This window comes from bacterium, assembly GCA_030647555.1.
Classification (GTDB): domain Bacteria; phylum Patescibacteriota; class Andersenbacteria; order UBA10190; family CAIZMI01; genus CAIZMI01.
Genome location: JAUSJG010000008.1, coordinates 202,123 through 218,135 on the forward strand (window position 1 = coordinate 202,123; position 16,013 = coordinate 218,135).

At 44.0% G+C, this 16,013-nt stretch carries 13 protein-coding genes; 11 read left to right on the top strand and 2 right to left on the bottom strand.

Annotated elements, in window-relative coordinates; all coding sequences use genetic code 11:
* Nucleotides 1-1,392 (bottom strand): PEGA domain-containing protein, encoded by a 1,392-nt coding sequence (locus Q7S57_02990; GenBank protein ID MDO8512215.1) that lies wholly within the window; start codon nt 1,390-1,392, stop codon nt 1-3.
* A 270-nt stretch (nt 1,393-1,662) separates the two neighbouring features.
* On the opposite strand from Q7S57_02990, the gene Q7S57_02995 reads away from it, so the two are divergent.
* The 7 genes from Q7S57_02995 (at nt 1,663) to Q7S57_03025 (ending at nt 10,719) form a co-directional block, all read left to right on the top strand.
* Nucleotides 1,663-2,673, top strand: a complete 1,011-nt coding sequence (locus tag Q7S57_02995; protein MDO8512216.1) for a rod shape-determining protein — start codon at nt 1,663-1,665, stop codon at nt 2,671-2,673.
* 4 nt (nt 2,674-2,677) lie between these two features.
* Nucleotides 2,678-3,709 carry a glycosyltransferase family 1 protein gene (locus Q7S57_03000; protein ID MDO8512217.1) on the top strand — a complete coding sequence of 344 codons (1,032 nt, stop codon included), beginning with the start codon at nt 2,678-2,680 and terminating at the stop codon, nt 3,707-3,709.
* Nucleotides 3,710-3,730: 21 nt separating this feature from the next.
* The gene (locus Q7S57_03005) at nt 3,731-4,840 is read left to right on the top strand and encodes a glycosyltransferase (GenBank protein MDO8512218.1); all 1,110 of its coding nucleotides are present in this window, start codon (nt 3,731-3,733) and stop codon (nt 4,838-4,840) included.
* Nucleotides 4,841-5,050: 210 nt separating this feature from the next.
* Nucleotides 5,051-7,657, top strand: a complete 2,607-nt coding sequence (secA, locus tag Q7S57_03010) for a preprotein translocase subunit SecA (protein ID MDO8512219.1) — start codon at nt 5,051-5,053, stop codon at nt 7,655-7,657.
* 215 nt (nt 7,658-7,872) lie between these two features.
* Nucleotides 7,873-8,337, top strand: a complete 465-nt coding sequence (locus tag Q7S57_03015; GenBank protein ID MDO8512220.1) for an NUDIX hydrolase — start codon at nt 7,873-7,875, stop codon at nt 8,335-8,337.
* A gap of 77 nt (nt 8,338-8,414) precedes the next feature.
* Nucleotides 8,415-9,710, top strand: a complete 1,296-nt coding sequence (gene glyA, locus Q7S57_03020) for a serine hydroxymethyltransferase (GenBank protein MDO8512221.1) — start codon at nt 8,415-8,417, stop codon at nt 9,708-9,710.
* Nucleotides 9,711-9,858: 148 nt separating this feature from the next.
* Nucleotides 9,859-10,719 (top strand): tetrahydrofolate dehydrogenase/cyclohydrolase catalytic domain-containing protein, encoded by an 861-nt coding sequence (locus Q7S57_03025; protein MDO8512222.1) that lies wholly within the window; start codon nt 9,859-9,861, stop codon nt 10,717-10,719.
* A 184-nt stretch (nt 10,720-10,903) separates the two neighbouring features.
* On the opposite strand, the gene Q7S57_03030 is transcribed toward Q7S57_03025, so the two are convergent.
* Entirely contained in the window at nt 10,904-11,857 is a 954-nt protein-coding gene (locus tag Q7S57_03030) for a hypothetical protein (GenBank protein MDO8512223.1), read from the bottom strand.
* A 170-nt stretch (nt 11,858-12,027) separates the two neighbouring features.
* On the opposite strand from Q7S57_03030, the gene secD reads away from it, so the two are divergent.
* The 4 genes from secD (at nt 12,028) to frr (ending at nt 16,012) form a co-directional block, all read left to right on the top strand.
* Nucleotides 12,028-13,359 carry a protein translocase subunit SecD gene (gene secD / locus Q7S57_03035; protein MDO8512224.1) on the top strand — a complete coding sequence of 444 codons (1,332 nt, stop codon included), beginning with the start codon at nt 12,028-12,030 and terminating at the stop codon, nt 13,357-13,359.
* Nucleotides 13,359-14,258, top strand: coding sequence for a protein translocase subunit SecF (gene secF, locus Q7S57_03040; protein ID MDO8512225.1), 900 nt, complete (start codon nt 13,359-13,361; stop codon nt 14,256-14,258). Before secD ends, secF begins: the two co-directional genes overlap by 1 nt.
* 223 nt (nt 14,259-14,481) lie before the next feature.
* Entirely contained in the window at nt 14,482-15,444 is a 963-nt protein-coding gene (locus tag Q7S57_03045; protein ID MDO8512226.1) for an AAA family ATPase, read from the top strand.
* A gap of 19 nt (nt 15,445-15,463) precedes the next feature.
* Nucleotides 15,464-16,012 carry a ribosome recycling factor gene (gene frr, locus Q7S57_03050; protein ID MDO8512227.1) on the top strand — a complete coding sequence of 183 codons (549 nt, stop codon included), beginning with the start codon at nt 15,464-15,466 and terminating at the stop codon, nt 16,010-16,012.
* Nucleotide 16,013: the final 1 nt, after the last annotated feature.

The following is a 16,013-nucleotide window of genomic DNA, read 5'->3' on the forward strand; positions in this document are numbered from 1 at the left end:
TTATCGATCCGCTTTTTCGAGCATAAAGAATCTAGAGAGGACTAATTTGTTTTCGCGGGCCACGGTGGCGATTATTTCATCGCCGTTTTGAATTACTTCGGCTGTGCCATCGCCACGATTGGTGCTGATTAGATTATATATTATGTGGCCATTTCTTTGATCTATATCGGCCATTTTCAAAATATCTTTTTCAAAGAAGAGGATTTGGTGTGAACCGGCGTACCACGTTGGTTTGCGAATCGCGGAGGAAAGGCGGGCAATGAGTTCTGGAGAAAAATGGTTGAGTGGAGAGCGTTTTTCGTGTAGGTTCATTACCCAAAGGTCGAATTCCGATTCTTGCCAGGCGATTTTGTCTCCCTCTGGTGACCAGCTGACCGATTCTGCGTGCGTGGTAACGTTGTGCCACACTCGCTCGCTGTTATCCCAAACAATTAAACTTTGTGTTGGTTGAACAAGAATGGCAATATCTCCCGTTGGCGAGTAGATAAGATTGCTGATTGAGTTTTTGCTGAGTGTGGGAGTTTCAATTTGGTCTTGCTCGTTGCCACTGGAAGAGTAGGTGCGGATCGTGTATTTTTCGGCGTTATTTTCCAGGATCGCAAACCCGTTGGCCGTAAAACTAATTGCTTCCGCGTCTTGTGAAATTGTTTCGGTGCCCGAACTTTTAAGGGAAGTAATGATTGCTTTCTTGTTTTTTAAAATAATTAATTTTTCTTCGGTGAGTGTCGCGATCCAGCCGACCAATTTTGATTCATCATCCGTTAGCGGGGTTGCGGTGCCGGTACTGATTTCAATAAGATAATGACGGCTGGATTTTCCGGTGGTTAGCGTGAGAGCAATAAAATCCTCGTTCGGTGACCATAAAATGTTGGCCGATTCTTTTTTATTGATAGAAAGTTTAACAATTGTTCCCGTATCAGAGTATTTATTAATCGGAACAATCCTTAATTGATACCCGTTCTTAATTTGTTCAAAGATACCCAGCAGTTGCCTTTTGGGGGAAATATTAAAATTAACTACGTTTGAGCGCATTACATCTTCTTCAATGTTGAATGGAACAAGTCGTACATCGCGCGCGTCGGTAATCATTGTGCCAATGATGGGCAGGTTTTTCACCCAAGATCGATAACCATCTTTTTCCAATTTAATGTTGTAGTTTCCCGGCAGTAGATTTTGAATCGAGGTTGGTGTTTTATTGGAAAGTTTTTTGTCATTGATTGTTATTGTCGCGCTATTGGGAATTGTGCGAATTAAAAATGTACCAACCGAAACCGAGTTGGGAGAGATGGGCGTGAATCGGTGACCCATAGAATAGCTGATTAGAAAGGGCGCAACCAAAAGAAAAACCAGCCAAGCAAGGATGTTGACAATGAGGCGAATGCGAGGCGTCATAGGATAATTAGTGAAATGATAGTTGAAATTGTTCTTTATTACCAGGGCTTTTTTGGGTAAAAATTATTCATAAAATCCCAATGACCAAATCTCAAATCCCAACAAAACTCTAAAACCTTAAATGACCAAAACTTTAGTTTTTGGGATTTAGGTAATTATGATTTTGTTGGACATTGGGGTTTGGTCATTGGGATTTAAAAATATTGTAAATTTTGATTGAAATTATAGTGCTTCAGTGCTACATTGAGCCAACTAACAACTACTCTATAAATGTTTAACCATCGCATCGGCATCGATCTGGGAACCGCAAATACGCTGGTCTATTTGCCAAAGCGGGGCGTGGTTCTCTCTGAACCTACAGTGGTGGCTGTTTCAGTTGAAGATAACAGAATTTTAGCTGTTGGAAATGAAGCAAAGGAAATGTTGGGAAGAACTCCGGAAAGCGTCATAACGTCGCGTCCTTTGCGTGACGGAGTAATTGCTGATTTTCGTGTTACAGAAGCCATGTTACGCTATTTTATCGAGCGCGCGCTGGGGCGTGGAATTAGTTTTTTTCGACCGGATGTGATGATTGCCGTGCCTGCCGGTATTACCAGCACGGAAAGACGTGCTGTGACAGAGGCGGCCTTGTCGGCGGGCGCGAAAAACGCTTATTTGGTTAAAGAACCGTTGGCGGCGGCAATCGGCGCGGGTATTCCGATTGGTGAGTCTTCAGGGAATATGGTGATCGATATCGGTGGTGGTACGTCGGAAGTGGCGGTGATTTCGCTTGGTGGAATCGTGGCATCGCATTCCGCGCGGGTTGGCGGTAATAAAATTGATGCGGCCATTGCCGAATACATTCGTAAACGTCACGGATTGTCTATTGGCGAAAGAACGGCGGAAGACGTGAAAATTGCCATTGGTAGCGCGCTCCCGGTAGAAGAGCAAAAAGAATATGTCATACGTGGTCGTGATGTTAGTAGTGGGTTGCCAAAAGAGATATCTATTTCTTCATATGAAGTAACGGAAGCAATTCAGGATGAGTTGGAGAATATTACGCAAGCAATAAAACTTGTTTTGCAAGATACGCCACCGGAACTTTCAGCGGATGTTATCGATAAGGGGATTGTTTTATCGGGTGGTGGTTCGTTATTGCGCAATATGGATAAGCTTGTCGCCAAGGTTACAAGTGTGCCGTGTTCAATCGCTGAAAATCCTTTGCAGTGTGTGATTAAGGGTGTTGGCGTGGCGGTGGAAAATTTGGAAGTGTACAAAAAAAGCTTACTGGCCGCACGCTAAAGCCATGCACATCGGAATTGACGGGTCACGCTGTAGTTCGAAAAAATCTACCGGCGTTGAACGCTATAGTTTGCTGGTATTGTTGCCTTTAATAAAAGAACTTAAAAAACGAGGGCATCAAGTTACGATTTATGCGCGTGAAAATTCTGATGTATTTAACGGTGCAAACGTTAAAGTTTTTCAGCTTCGTTATTTTTGGACACATTTATTTTTGGGTATAAAATCGCAATTCGATAAAGTTGATTGTTTGTTTGTTCCGTCGCATGTTTTGCCCATTATTCGTCCAAAACGAAACGTGCTGTTTGTACACGATGTTTGCTTTGAAGAATTTCCCGAAGCATATTCATTTTTTGATCGTATTTATTTGAGGTTTACCACGGCGAATGCCGTGCGCTCGGCAAATATCATTACGCACTCCACGTCCACTAAAGAAAAAATTGCAAACTTTTATGGCGCAAAAAAAGTTACTGTTATTAAGCCTGCGGCTATATCGGTGGTGAAGCGGGAGACATCAATTGCGTGGCCTAAGCCGTACTTACTATTTGTGGGGCGCATTGAGACAAAAAAGAATGTCAAACTATTGTTGGAAGCATTTGATCATCTTCTTTCCAGAAAACCGGAAATCAAACATAATCTGGTTTTGTTGGGCAAGGATGGTTTTGGATCCGCCGAAATCAAGGATTTTGCCGAAAAACTGCGTCACAAGAATAGAATTATTTTTAATGGATACGCATCAGATGGTTTGCGAGATCAGGCGTTGAGAGAAGCAAGCGGTTTGGTTTTGCCAAGTCTTTGCGAAGGAAGTAGTTTGGTCTTATTGGAAGCGCGGATGGCGCGAGTGCCTTTTGCCTCTTCCGCGTGTGTACCTTGTGTTGAAGCGGGTGGTGATACCGGGATTTATGTCCAAAAACCGACAACTGCGAATTGGATTACGGCACTTGAGAATTTGATTTTTAAACCGGTAACACCGGCGCCCGCTTCCTATCGGACATGGGAAGACGTGGCGCGTGAAATCGCGGAAGTGATTACTTCATAATAACTCTCTCATAAAAATATTATGAATGTCGCACTGGTACATGAGTCGTTGACACGGTTGGGCGGGGCAGAACGGGTATTGGCTGAAATGCATCGTCTTTATCCTGAAGCGCCAATTTACGCGTTACTGCATGAGAGTGCGGTTACGAAGGCCTTATTTCCGGGTGCCAATTTGCATTTTTCTTTTTTACGTCGATTTCCGGAATTTCTAAGAAAACGTGAAAGGTTATTTTTACCACTTTTGCCGGTTGTTCCCGAGACGTTTGATTTGAGTCGGTATGATGTGGTGATTAGTAGCGCTTCGGCGTTCGCAAAGGGTGTTGTAACACGTCCGGGAACAATGCACATTTGTTATTGTCATTCGCCGACGCGCTATTTGTGGGATTGGTACCCACACGTTCTTGAGGAGTTTGGCGGTGGAACGATTAAATACGGAATTCTCTCTATTTTATTGCATTATCTGCGTTTGTGGGATGCTGCGGCATCGCGTCGTGTTGATTTTTTTATTGCCAATTCAAAAACAACGGCTGGTCGGATTAAAAAATATTATGGAAGAGATTCGGACGTAATTTATCCACCTGTTAACGTAAAAAGATTTAAACCAACGAAAGAGAACAAGGGGTATTTTTTAATTGTGTCTCGGTTGTCTCCCTACAAAAGGATAGACGTAGCAATTCACGCTTTTAATAAATTAGAGTTGTCGCTTGTTATTATTGGCGAGGGGCGCGATCGGGAACGATTGCAGAGTATTGCCGGTGCGACAATTAAATTCAAAGGGTTTGTGAGCGACGAAAAATTGCCGGATTATTATGCCGGTGCCAGGGCGATAATTTTCCCGGGTGAAGATGATTTTGGTATTGTACCGGTGGAAGCAATGGCAAGTGGTAAACCGGTGATTGCGCTTCGACGCGGTGGGGCGATGGAAACGATCGTTGAGGGTATAACGGGTGAATTTTTTGACGAACCACACGAAGCACTCTTGGCGGAGGCAGTACGTGGCTTTATGGAAAAAGAAAGCTCGTATGATTATTTAAAAATCAGGGAAAGAGCGGAACTATATTCGGAGGAAAAGTTTAAAGAGAAGCTTCAAAAATATGTGGAAGAAAAGTGGAACGAATGGCAAAATAGATAAGAATTTTCAATTATCAATGACCAATTTTCAATCAATTATTAAATGGCTTAATTATCAAATAACGACGCCCCCATTGATAATTTAAGAATTGATCATTAATTGATAATTGGTCATTGATAATTGAAAATTAGTTACAATGTTTTTATGGCACAGACAAGAGTGGTCCCCTTGTGAAATGTTGATATTTATTGCAATATAAAGCATCAATATATGACCGCACTATTTGACCGTTTTATGGGCCGTGATTCGGCAAAACTTGAGAAAATCAAAAAAATTGCCGATCAGGTTCTTGTTTTAGAACCAGAAATGAGGAAGCTTTCGGATACCGGTTTGCCGGAAAAATTGAACGAACTTAAGTCTGCCGCAAAGGAAAAGACGGTAGACGAGTTATTGCCGGAAACTTTCGCGTTGGTACGCGAAACGGCGCGACGTGTGCTTGGCGAACATCCATTTCCTGTGCAAGTAATGGGTGGCATTATTTTGCACCAAGGAAATATTTCGGAAATGAAAACAGGTGAGGGAAAAACTCTGGTTTCAACAATGCCGATAGTTTTGAATGCTTTGTATGGCAAGGGCGTGCACTTGGTAACCGCCAATGAATATCTGGCAAAACGTGACGCGGATTGGATGGGAAAAATTTATCAGGCATTGGGTTTATCGGTTGGCGTAACGGCGCATGGTCAAACGTCTGCCGAAAAACGCGCCGCTTACGCTTCTGATATAACTTATGGAACAAACAACGAATTCGGTTTTGATTATCTGCGAGATAATATGGCCTATCGCGTCGAAGAAAAAGTGCAACGCGAGTTACAATACGCGATCGTTGATGAGGTAGACTCGATTTTGATTGATGAGGCACGTACGCCATTAATTATTTCGGCGCCGGATGAAGAGTCTAGTAAACAGTACGCAGAATTTGCGCGTATCGCACCGCAATTGGAAAAAGAAAAACATTACGAAGTGGATGAGAAAGAGCGGGCGGTTACATTGACTGATGAAGGTATTTCCCGTGTGGAAAAAATATTAGGGGTTGAAAACATATACGGTTCCGGTGAAGTAAAAGTTGTGCACCACTTGGAGCAAGCCTTACGGGCCATGGCGTTATATAAGCGCGATGTGGATTATGTCGTCAAAGAAGGTGAAGTGATGATTGTGGATTCTTTTACCGGTCGATTAATGCCGGGACGTCGTTATTCCGAAGGGCTTCATCAAGCCATTGAAGCAAAAGAAGGCGTGAAGGTGCAACAAGAAAGTCGCACAATGGCGACGATTACGTTTCAAAATTATTTTCGTTTATACAAAAAGTTGGCTGGTATGACCGGTACGGCAAAAACTTCCGAAGAAGAGTTTCAAAAAGTTTATAACTTGGATGTTTTGGTTGTGCCAACCAATAAGAATTTAATTAGAAATGATCAGGCGGATAGGATTTATCGAACAGAATTGGGAAAGTTTAGGAACGTTGTAAAAGAAATCAAGGAACGTAATAAGGCCGGTCAGCCCGTGTTGGTTGGTACGGTTGCCATTGAAAAATCGGAGTTATTGAGCAATATGCTTATTCGCGAAGGAGTGAAGCATGAAGTACTGAATGCAAAAAACCATGCGCGTGAAGCGGAAATTGTGGCGAATGCCGGACAAAAAGATTCCGTGACGATTTCCACGAACATGGCCGGTCGCGGAACGGATATAAAACTTGGCGAGGGTGTGCGTGAAGTTGGTGGGTTGCACATTATCGGAACCGAACGACATGAGGCCCGTCGCATCGATAATCAGTTGCGTGGCCGTGCCGGACGTCAGGGTGACCCCGGTAGTTCGCAGTTCTTTATTTCGGCCGAAGATGATGTGATGCGTATTTTTGGCGCGGACAGAATGAAGAATTTGTTGACGCGGTTTAATATTCCGGAAGACGAACCGATTGAAAGTCGCCTTGTATCGAAAGCGGTAGAGAGCGCGCAAGCACGGGTGGAAGGTTTCTACTTTGATTCCAGAAAACATGTTTTGGATTACGACGATGTGATGAATAAACAACGTGAAGCATTTTATCGTCTGCGCAATAATGTTTTGGAAACACAAGGCGATAATTCGAAATTGCGTGGCATTGTTACCGATCTACTGTCACAAACGCTTGATGAAGTAACCAACACAGCGCTGATTGCGCCGGCGCCGGTAGAAAGTGAAACAGAGCACAATGTTGAAGCAGAGGTTAAAAAAGCGATTGAAAGATTGATTAATCTTACGGACACCGAATGGCAGACAATTAAAGAAACAATTCCGGTTGATGCCACGAGTGGTATTTCCGATAAAACAAAGGAAGTACTACATGGTTTTGTAGAACGTCACTATGATTCACAGGAAGAGCGAACGAATAAAGATCCAATGTTCTACGATGTGATTCGCAGCATCGTTTTGCGGGCTTTGGATTTTCTTTGGACGGATCATTTGGATACGATGGAATATTTGCGCACGGGGATCGGTTTGCGTGGTTATGGACAGCGGGACCCGTTGGTTGAATATCGTCGCGAGGGTCATCAGTTATTCCAAAATCTCATGGCGACATTTCGACAGGAAGCGGCCGCGGCAATTTTCCATTTGGATATCCATCCGCAAGCGGCGCCGCGTGTAGAGGAAATGCAGCCGAAAAATATCACAATGGTACATCCTGACGCGGTTAAACCAAACGAAGCGCTTGTTCCTGCCGGTTCAGTTTCTACAAATAACGCTACCGAGCAGTTACCAGCTAAAAAGAAACCGACAATCGGTCGCAACGACCCCTGTTTTTGCGGATCAGGCAAAAAATATAAGAAGTGCCACGGGAAATAATTTTGCCTATGCAAAATTATTAAATCCCAATATCCAAACCCCAAATCCCAACAAAATCCCAATTATTTAAATCTCAAACCCCATGTTTGGTCATTTGTGGAATTAGGGTTTTGTTGGACATTGCCTGCCGGCCATAGCTTTAGCGACGGCTGGGTCATTAGGTTTTGGGATTTTTGTATTGGTTATTGATAATAAAATTGGTGTATAATGGCTGTATGGTTGAAATAGCTAATCACATTCATGATTTAAAACGGGGGGTTGATTTTATCGGTGTTGGCGTGGTTTTTATTTGTCATGATGGGCACGGTCGGGTTTTGTTGCACAAACGCAGTAATAAATGTCGTGATGAACATGGACGCTGGAACAACGGGGGTGGGGCGGTAGAATTTGGAGAAGACCTGGACACGGCGGTTCGTCGTGAGGTAATGGAAGAATATGGAGTTGAGCCGATTGAATTGAAATATCTCGAGCATAAGAATGTCATTAGACAAAATGGCGACCATCAAACGCATTGGGTGGCAATGCGTTATTCAGTGTTAGTAGATCCTGAAAAAGTGATTAATGGTGACCCCGAAAAGATTGATGAATTTGGTTGGTTTACGCTTGATAATTTACCGACGCCCCTACATGGGGTTTTGGCAAATGAACTCGAATTGGTAAAAAAGGTTTTGGGGGTGTAATAATAAAGGTATGATGTAAAAGATAATTTTCACTAACCAAACAAGTGATGATTATTTTTAATGAATGAAGAACAGATATGAATAAAATCGCATTACAAAAAAGTGATCCCGAAGTTTACGCGGCAGTAGAGGGAGAGATGCAAAGACAGCGCGAAGGCGTTGAATTAATTGCGTCTGAAAATTATGTTTCTCCGGCGGTGTTGGAGGCGCTTGGTAGTCATCTTACAAATAAGTATGCGGAAGGATTCCCTGGAAAACGCTATTATGGTGGTCAGGAGTTTACGGATGCGGTCGAGACCCTGGCGATTGAAAGGGCGAAAAAAATCTTCCGTTGTGATCACGCTAATGTGCAACCGCTTTCCGGTGCGCCGGCAAATATTGCCGTCTATTTTTCTTGGTTAGAGCCGGGTGATGCAATTATGGGAATGGATCTCTCGCATGGTGGTCATTTAACGCACGGTAGCCCAGTTACATACATGTCGAAGCTTTTTAACTTTGTGCGTTATAAGATGGGTGATCCTGAAACCGGTGCGATTGATTACGACGATATGTTAAAAGTGGCGAAACAGGAAAAAGTGAAAATTATTCTCGCCGGCTTTTCAGCCTATCCGCGGGAACTCGATTACGCTAAAATTCGTGCGATTGCGGACGAAGTGGGCGCAATTGCGATGGCGGACGTGGCGCATGTGGCCGGTTTGATTGCGGCCGGTGAGTTAAAGAATCCGTTTGATTTTGGCTTTAATGTTGTTACAACAACAACCCACAAAACCTTGCGTGGTCCGCGTGGGGGAATGATTATGTCGCGTGGAAAAGTATCGAACCCATTGAAAGCTGTCGAAAAAACAGTGGAGAATTTGCCCACACTAATCGATCGCAGTGTTTTCCCGGGGTTTCAGGGTGGTCCACACATGAATAATATCGCCGCGATTGCGGTGGCTTTGGGTGAAGCGATGCAACCGGAATATAAAGTTTATGCCAAGCAGGTGATTGCTAATGCCAAAACGATGGCGGCGAGGCTAATGGCTAATGGTTGCAAACTGGTTACCAATGGTACCGATAATCACATGATGGTAGTGGATTGTGTAAAGTCGTTTGGTTTGAATGGCAAAGAAGCCCAACATATTTTGGATGAAGTGGGGATCAGTGCCAGTAAAAGCACGGTGCCGGACGATACATTACCGCCATATTCACCGAGCGGGTTGCGTTTGGGTACGCCGGCCGTAACAACGCGTGGTATGAAGGCGCCGGAAATTGAAAAACTCACCGATTTTATGCTACAAGCGATTCGCGAACATGAAGATACGGCAAAAATGGCACAACTAAAAAATGAAGTGCGTGAGTTTTGTTTGTCGTTTCCGTTGCCGGGGATGTAACGCAAGGTCGGACTTTGCGAAAAGGTCCGACCTTGATTGGTCGGCAAGAAGGATGCGACCAATGAGGGTCGGACCCCGCGAGGAGTCCGACCCTGCTTACGGTTAAATATGTTGTTTAATTGTAATAATTCTGCTATAATATTTTACTATGAATCCACAAATTCTCGACGGTCGAAAATTAGCTTCAAAAATCGATGAGCAATTAGCGCGTCGTATTGCCGTGCTTAAGACGGCCGGAACTACTCCCGGGCTGGCGATTTTGCTAAAAGAAGGAGATAAAGAGAGCGCAATTTTTGTTCGTCAAAAGGAAAAGAAATGTGAATTGCTGGGTATTGAGGTTGTTATTGAAACATTGCCCAAAGAAGGTTTTTTGGAGAATGCCACGAAGATTGTTGCAAGATGGAACGCAAATCCAAAACTGCATGGTATTGTGATTCAGGTCCCGCGGGGTGATGCGAGTGAAATGCGCGAAGTGACAAAGATGGTGGATCCAAAAAAAGACGTGGATTGTTTGCATCCGGAAAATATTGGTTTGCTGTCTTTTAGTAAGCCAAGATTTTTACCCCCAACACCGGCCGGTATTCATCAGTTGTTAATCAAAAATAAAATAAATTTTGACGGTAAACACGTTGTAATAATCGGTCGCGGAAATTTAGTGGGGAAGCCGTTGGCATTATTGCTTTTGCAAAAGAAAAAAGACGCTAATGCGACCGTGACCGTTTGTCATCGTCACACAAAAGATTTAGCTCATCACACAAAACAAGCCGATATTTTAGTTGTGGCGATCGGACAAAAAGAATTTATCGGCAGGGAATACATTAATAAAGGATGTGTGTTGGTTGATGTTGGAATTCACAAGGTTGGTGATAGTTGGTTCGGTGATGTAAAACATTCGGAAGTTGACAGATTAGTTTCCGCGGTAACACCTGTGCCGGGTGGCGTTGGTCCGATGACGGTGACGATGCTGTTGTCGAATGTAATTTTATCAGCAGAGAATTATTTAGTTTAGTTTTCCATAAAAAGTTTTTGTGGGTCGCTGATTTGTATATAGTATTTGGTATATAGTATATGGATTTAGTGGGCAATAATTTCGCTAGAATTTTTACGAATAGAAGTAGTTAAACATAAAAAAACACCGAGCAAGGGTTACTTGCTCGGTTGTTGGGGTTTCTGAAAGAACGTTTTTTGCGACTCTACTTAGCCGCGAACTTCTCGAACGTCTCCGACTCGGGGTCGAAGACCAGCGGATCTCCGTCCCACGCGGTCAGGAGAATTTTGCCGTCGGCCTGTTTTTCGGCGCCCCGCACCATCGTGCCTTTGATCGGGCACTCGACGAAACGCCAGGCGTTTTCATCGTCGGGGACGAGTAGTCCGCCGAAGATTGATGCGCTGGAGTGAGCCACTCGAATGAATTGGTCCTCTACGCCGGAGATGTAGGCAGGCCCCTCTGAAACGACGCGTATAACGACGCGATCGCCAAACGGACGCTCGGTGTCGGGGGACCACTCCAAAATCTGGTGGGAGGACACGATAAAGGTTTTTCCTCCTACTTCGAAGATGTTGGAAATGTTCGGTCCGACTGGAAACATCCGATATTTTCCTCCGGACGGCGCAACGAACACATCATGGCGCATTCCGCCGTGATTATGTCCTTCGCCGTTTGCGCTGAAACGGCCGTAGCATGACACAACGGCGAATGTGCCGGCGGATGTCGTGTACTCTTCACGCCGATTTTGTGACGGATGATATTGGATCACCTTCCCCTCATTTGTCATCTTCGCCTCTTCGTAGGCGATTCCGACTTCAGTGGAGAAGTCTTCAATTTCCATTTTGGCCTCGTCGGCATCACTTATTTTTCGCCAAGAGTCGGCGAGCGACACTTGGCTAGCCCCGAACTCAAGTTGGATGGCCGGTGGGTTCTCTTGCTCGTATTTCCGCGCAGCCTCCGCGAGCGCCGTGTAATCGATCATGGGCGCGTTCGGCGCGACCGCGACTTCCGCCACTTTCTTCGGCGGGACAACTTTGTCCATCTCGGCGATCTGCCATTTGAGCATCATGATCCCGGCGACCGACAGGGCGCCGACAGCCACGAGAAAGTTGAGAAACAAAACCGTGGCCACCAAATTCACCGACCGTTGCGAGTGCATGTAGCACCTCCATTGGGACAGAAACACGAAACAGAAACAACGCAAATTGTGAAAAAACAAGATAGTATTATACACCCGCTGGTTGAATTTGTCAAGCCTGCCTAGTGTAACCGCTTTTATGATTATTTTACGGGGTAGGCACAATTTACATTATCCTATATAATTTTTTTGTGACGACTAAGAACAAATCACTGCTCGGGGTATTGGGGATTGTTTTGCTGACAGTTTTGGCAGTTTTGATCATTATTCCCAATGGTCGTATTCCGGTTGTTAACAAGATTTTTAATAAGAGTTTTCGGCTTGGTTTAGATTTACAGGGTGGAACCCAGCTTGTTTATCATGCCGATTTGGCATCAATAAAATCCGACAATAAAACTGAATCATTGCAAGGTGTGCGTGATGTTATCGAACGCAGGGTAAATGCCTTTGGTGTTTCCGAACCGCGCGTGCAAATTACCGGTGGTATTTCGGAAGCACGCATTGTGGTGGAATTGGCGGGTATTAAAAATCCGGATGACGCGATAAAGCTTATCGGCGAAACACCAATTTTAGATTTTCGCGAAGAAGGACAAATTAATGCCGAGAATATTAAAACAGAAAATGGGGCGTTGCCGATTGTTTGGAAGCCGACGGAATTAACGGGTCGTAATTTAACCAATGCGGCGGTGGAATATAATCAAAATTCAAACGCGCCGGAAATTTCTTTGCAATTCGACAGTCAAGGTGCAAAACTATTTGAAGATATTACGGGACGCAATGTTGGTAAGAGGGTGGGAATTTTCCTGGACGGTTCGGTGTTAACCGCGCCGACGGTTCAAACAAAAATTTCCGATGGTCGCGCCGTTATCACCGGCGCCTACAAGGTCGATGAAGCGAAACAACTGGCCACTCGTTTAAACGCGGGTGCTTTGCCTGTCGCTATCACGCTGATCAATCGCACTTCCGTTGGTCCAACGTTGGGGCGTGATTCACTTGGTCGCAGTATGGTGGCCGGTGTGATTGGACTTTTGACGATGATTATTTATATGCTTGTTTTGTATCGCTACCCGGGTCTTCTTGCCGCCTATGCATTGGTGCTATACGCATTACTCAATCTTGCAGTCTACAAAATTTTGGGCGTTACCATGACCTTGGCCGGTATTGCAGGCTTTATTCTGTCGATTGGGATGGCTGTGGACGCGAATGTCTTGATTTTTGAACGACTCAAAGAAGAACTGCGCAATGGTCGGCAACTTATTCCCGGTGTGACCGGGGCGTTTACGGAGGCTTGGGCTTCGATCCGCGATTCGAACGTATCGAGTCTAATTACCTGCGCGCTTTTGTATATGCTTGGCTCCAGTATTGTTAAAGGTTTCGCGTTAACGCTGGCGATTGGTATTCTTATCAGTATGTTTTCCGCAATTTCCGTTACTCGGACACTTCTGATGGCGTCGTCAAACATGAAACTTTTTCACAATAAGAAAATTTATACCGACGGGTTAACCACGGAGGTTAAGAAGTAATGCTGCTTAAGTTTCTAAGTATTTCAAAAACAGCGCGTTATTGGTTTAGTTTTTCCAGTGTTTTGATTGTGTTGAGTTTTGTTGCGATGGGTGTTTGGGGGTTGCGTCCCGGGATCGATTTTGTCGGTGGCAGTATTATGGAAGTGCGTGGGCAAAACGCGACGGTTGTCTCTATTAGAACGGCCCTTGAGAAAAATAACCAAAAAAGCATTGAAGTGCAGTCCACCGGCAACAATAGCGTTCAGGTGAGGATGCAACAATTGGATAACGATCAGCACACGAAACTTTTGGCGGATTTGTTGAAGGAATTTCCCGGGTTAGAAGAACTGCGTTTTGACAGTGTTGGCCCAATCTTTAGCAAGGACTTGGTTTTCAAATCTATTTTGGCAATCGTGTTGTCTTCGTTTGGAATTCTTATTTATCTGGCGTTCGTATTTAATAAATCCAGCGCGATTGTTTCTTCGTGGGCATTTGGTATTTTCGCTGTAGTTGCCCTTATTCATGATGTAGTGATTATTGCCGGTTTCTTCGCGGTTTATGCGCACTATTTCAGTGCCTCGGCGGACTCATTGTTTGTTTCCGCTATTTTGACGGTGATCGGCTTTTCGGTGCACGACACCATTGTTATTTATAATCGGGTGAAATCCAATTTAAGGATATTGCGGTTGCCGTTTGGCGAATTAGTTGATTTGAGTGTATTGGAAACATTTACGCGTTCCGTAAATACATCGGTAACAACGTTATTGGTTTTGCTTTCCTTGTTGTTCTTCGGTGGTAGCACTATTCGACCATTTGTCGCGACACTCTGTTTTGGTATTATTTTGGGTTCCTATTCCTCGGTCTTCGTAGCCGCACCACTTTTGGTTTGGTGGCAGGAACGGAACAAAAAGAAAAAATAATTGGTTATTCGGTATTCTGTTTAGTAATTGGTGGGCGTGTTTGGCTAGAAAGCTTTTAAACCCCAAATCCTAAACACCAATGTCCAACAAAATCCTAATTATTTAAATCACAAAAAATACGTTTTAGTCATTAGGTTTTTTTGATTTTTGTTGGGATTTGGTCATTGGGATTTGGGTTTTTATATTGCTTGGTTTCTCGTTATGAGTCTGTTAATGTGTCATTATGCCAATTATACAAAACAAGATTATCGGCAATTCCGCCCTCGTCGATTTTCTAAATAAGCTTGTCGATGCCGACAAAATGCCCACTTCCGTCCTCTTGGCCGGTCCGGCAATGGTTGGTAAGTCGACGATATTGGATAGTGTTGCTCAACGGATTATTTGTGTTGATGGAACAATTTGCGGTCATTGTTCCGGTTGTACAATCGGAACAATAAACCATCCGGATGTTTTGCGTCTTGGTGCTTCCGAAGAAGAATCGTTGCGAAAGGGAATAAGCAATCTTTTGAAACGTATTCACCAAAAACCGGTGCTTGGGAAAAAACTGATTGTTTTTCTGGAAAATATTGATGAATTTTATTGGGCGTCATCACCGCTTTTATTAAAAGCGTTGGAAGACGCGCCAAGTTTTGTAATCTTCTTCTTAACCGCGGAAAATTTGGAAGCGGTGCTTCCCACAATTCGGTCTCGTTCGATGGTGCGGTATGTTGGCCCGATTGGCGCTATTGCTTTAAAAGAGCAACTTTCTCGACAGTTTGTCGCAAGGGGTAAACAGGTTCCGCCGAGTTCTCAAACTGCCGTCAATGATGTAGATTTAATAGACCAGATAGTTTCGCTGGCCGGCGGTCGGCCGGGTCTGGCGATAAGGCTTTTTGAAGATAGCGTGCTACGAGAGAAATATGGGTCTTGGCGCGCTAACTTGCTGAATATGCCAAATCTGACCGTTGGTGAAAGGTCGCAATTTGCGGAAACGATCGATAAGGCCGGAGAGGGAAAGGAAGTAATGAATTTATTACAAAGTTTGCTAAGAGAGCGTTTAGCGGAAGATGCTATCGTGAAAAAAGTGCGCATCGGCAGTTTTAAGAATTTTTTAGGAACCATTAGGCGCAGTCGCGAGGCCACGGCAATGTTTAAGGCCAATATTCCTCAAAGATTGGTTCTGGAATACGTTTTCTTTAATCAATAAAAAATAATAGTGTCAAATTATGAAAAACATAAAGTTATCTCCAAATTTTGAGCCGGCTGTCAGTCATCTGACAGAACAGTTGCGTGGTATTCGTACCGGTCGTGCGTCAACCGGCTTAGTGGAGGGGGTAACTGTCGATTATTATGGAACACAAACGCGTCTAAAAGATATGGCGTCTATCACCACCCCCGGCGCGCAACTTATTCAAATTGAACCATGGGACAAAAATGCGGTTAGCAATGTTGTAAAAGCGATTGAAATTTCTTCCTTGGGCCTTAATCCAACCGTTGCCGGTTCAATTATTCGTTTAAATTTACCGCAACTTACGGAAGATCGAAGAAAAGAGTTGGTAAAAGTTGTTGGCAAATATGTTGAAGAAGCAAAAATCGCCGTCAGGAATGTGCGGGAAAAATTATTGCGTGAAATTAAAAACCAATTGGATGCCAAAGACCTTTCAGAGGATGAACATCGTGGCGAAAAAGATACGATTCAAAAAGAAGTGAATGATGCGTTGCTTGTAATTGACGAAGAAGGTAAGGAAAAGGAAGCTGAACTTCTTTCTGTCTAAC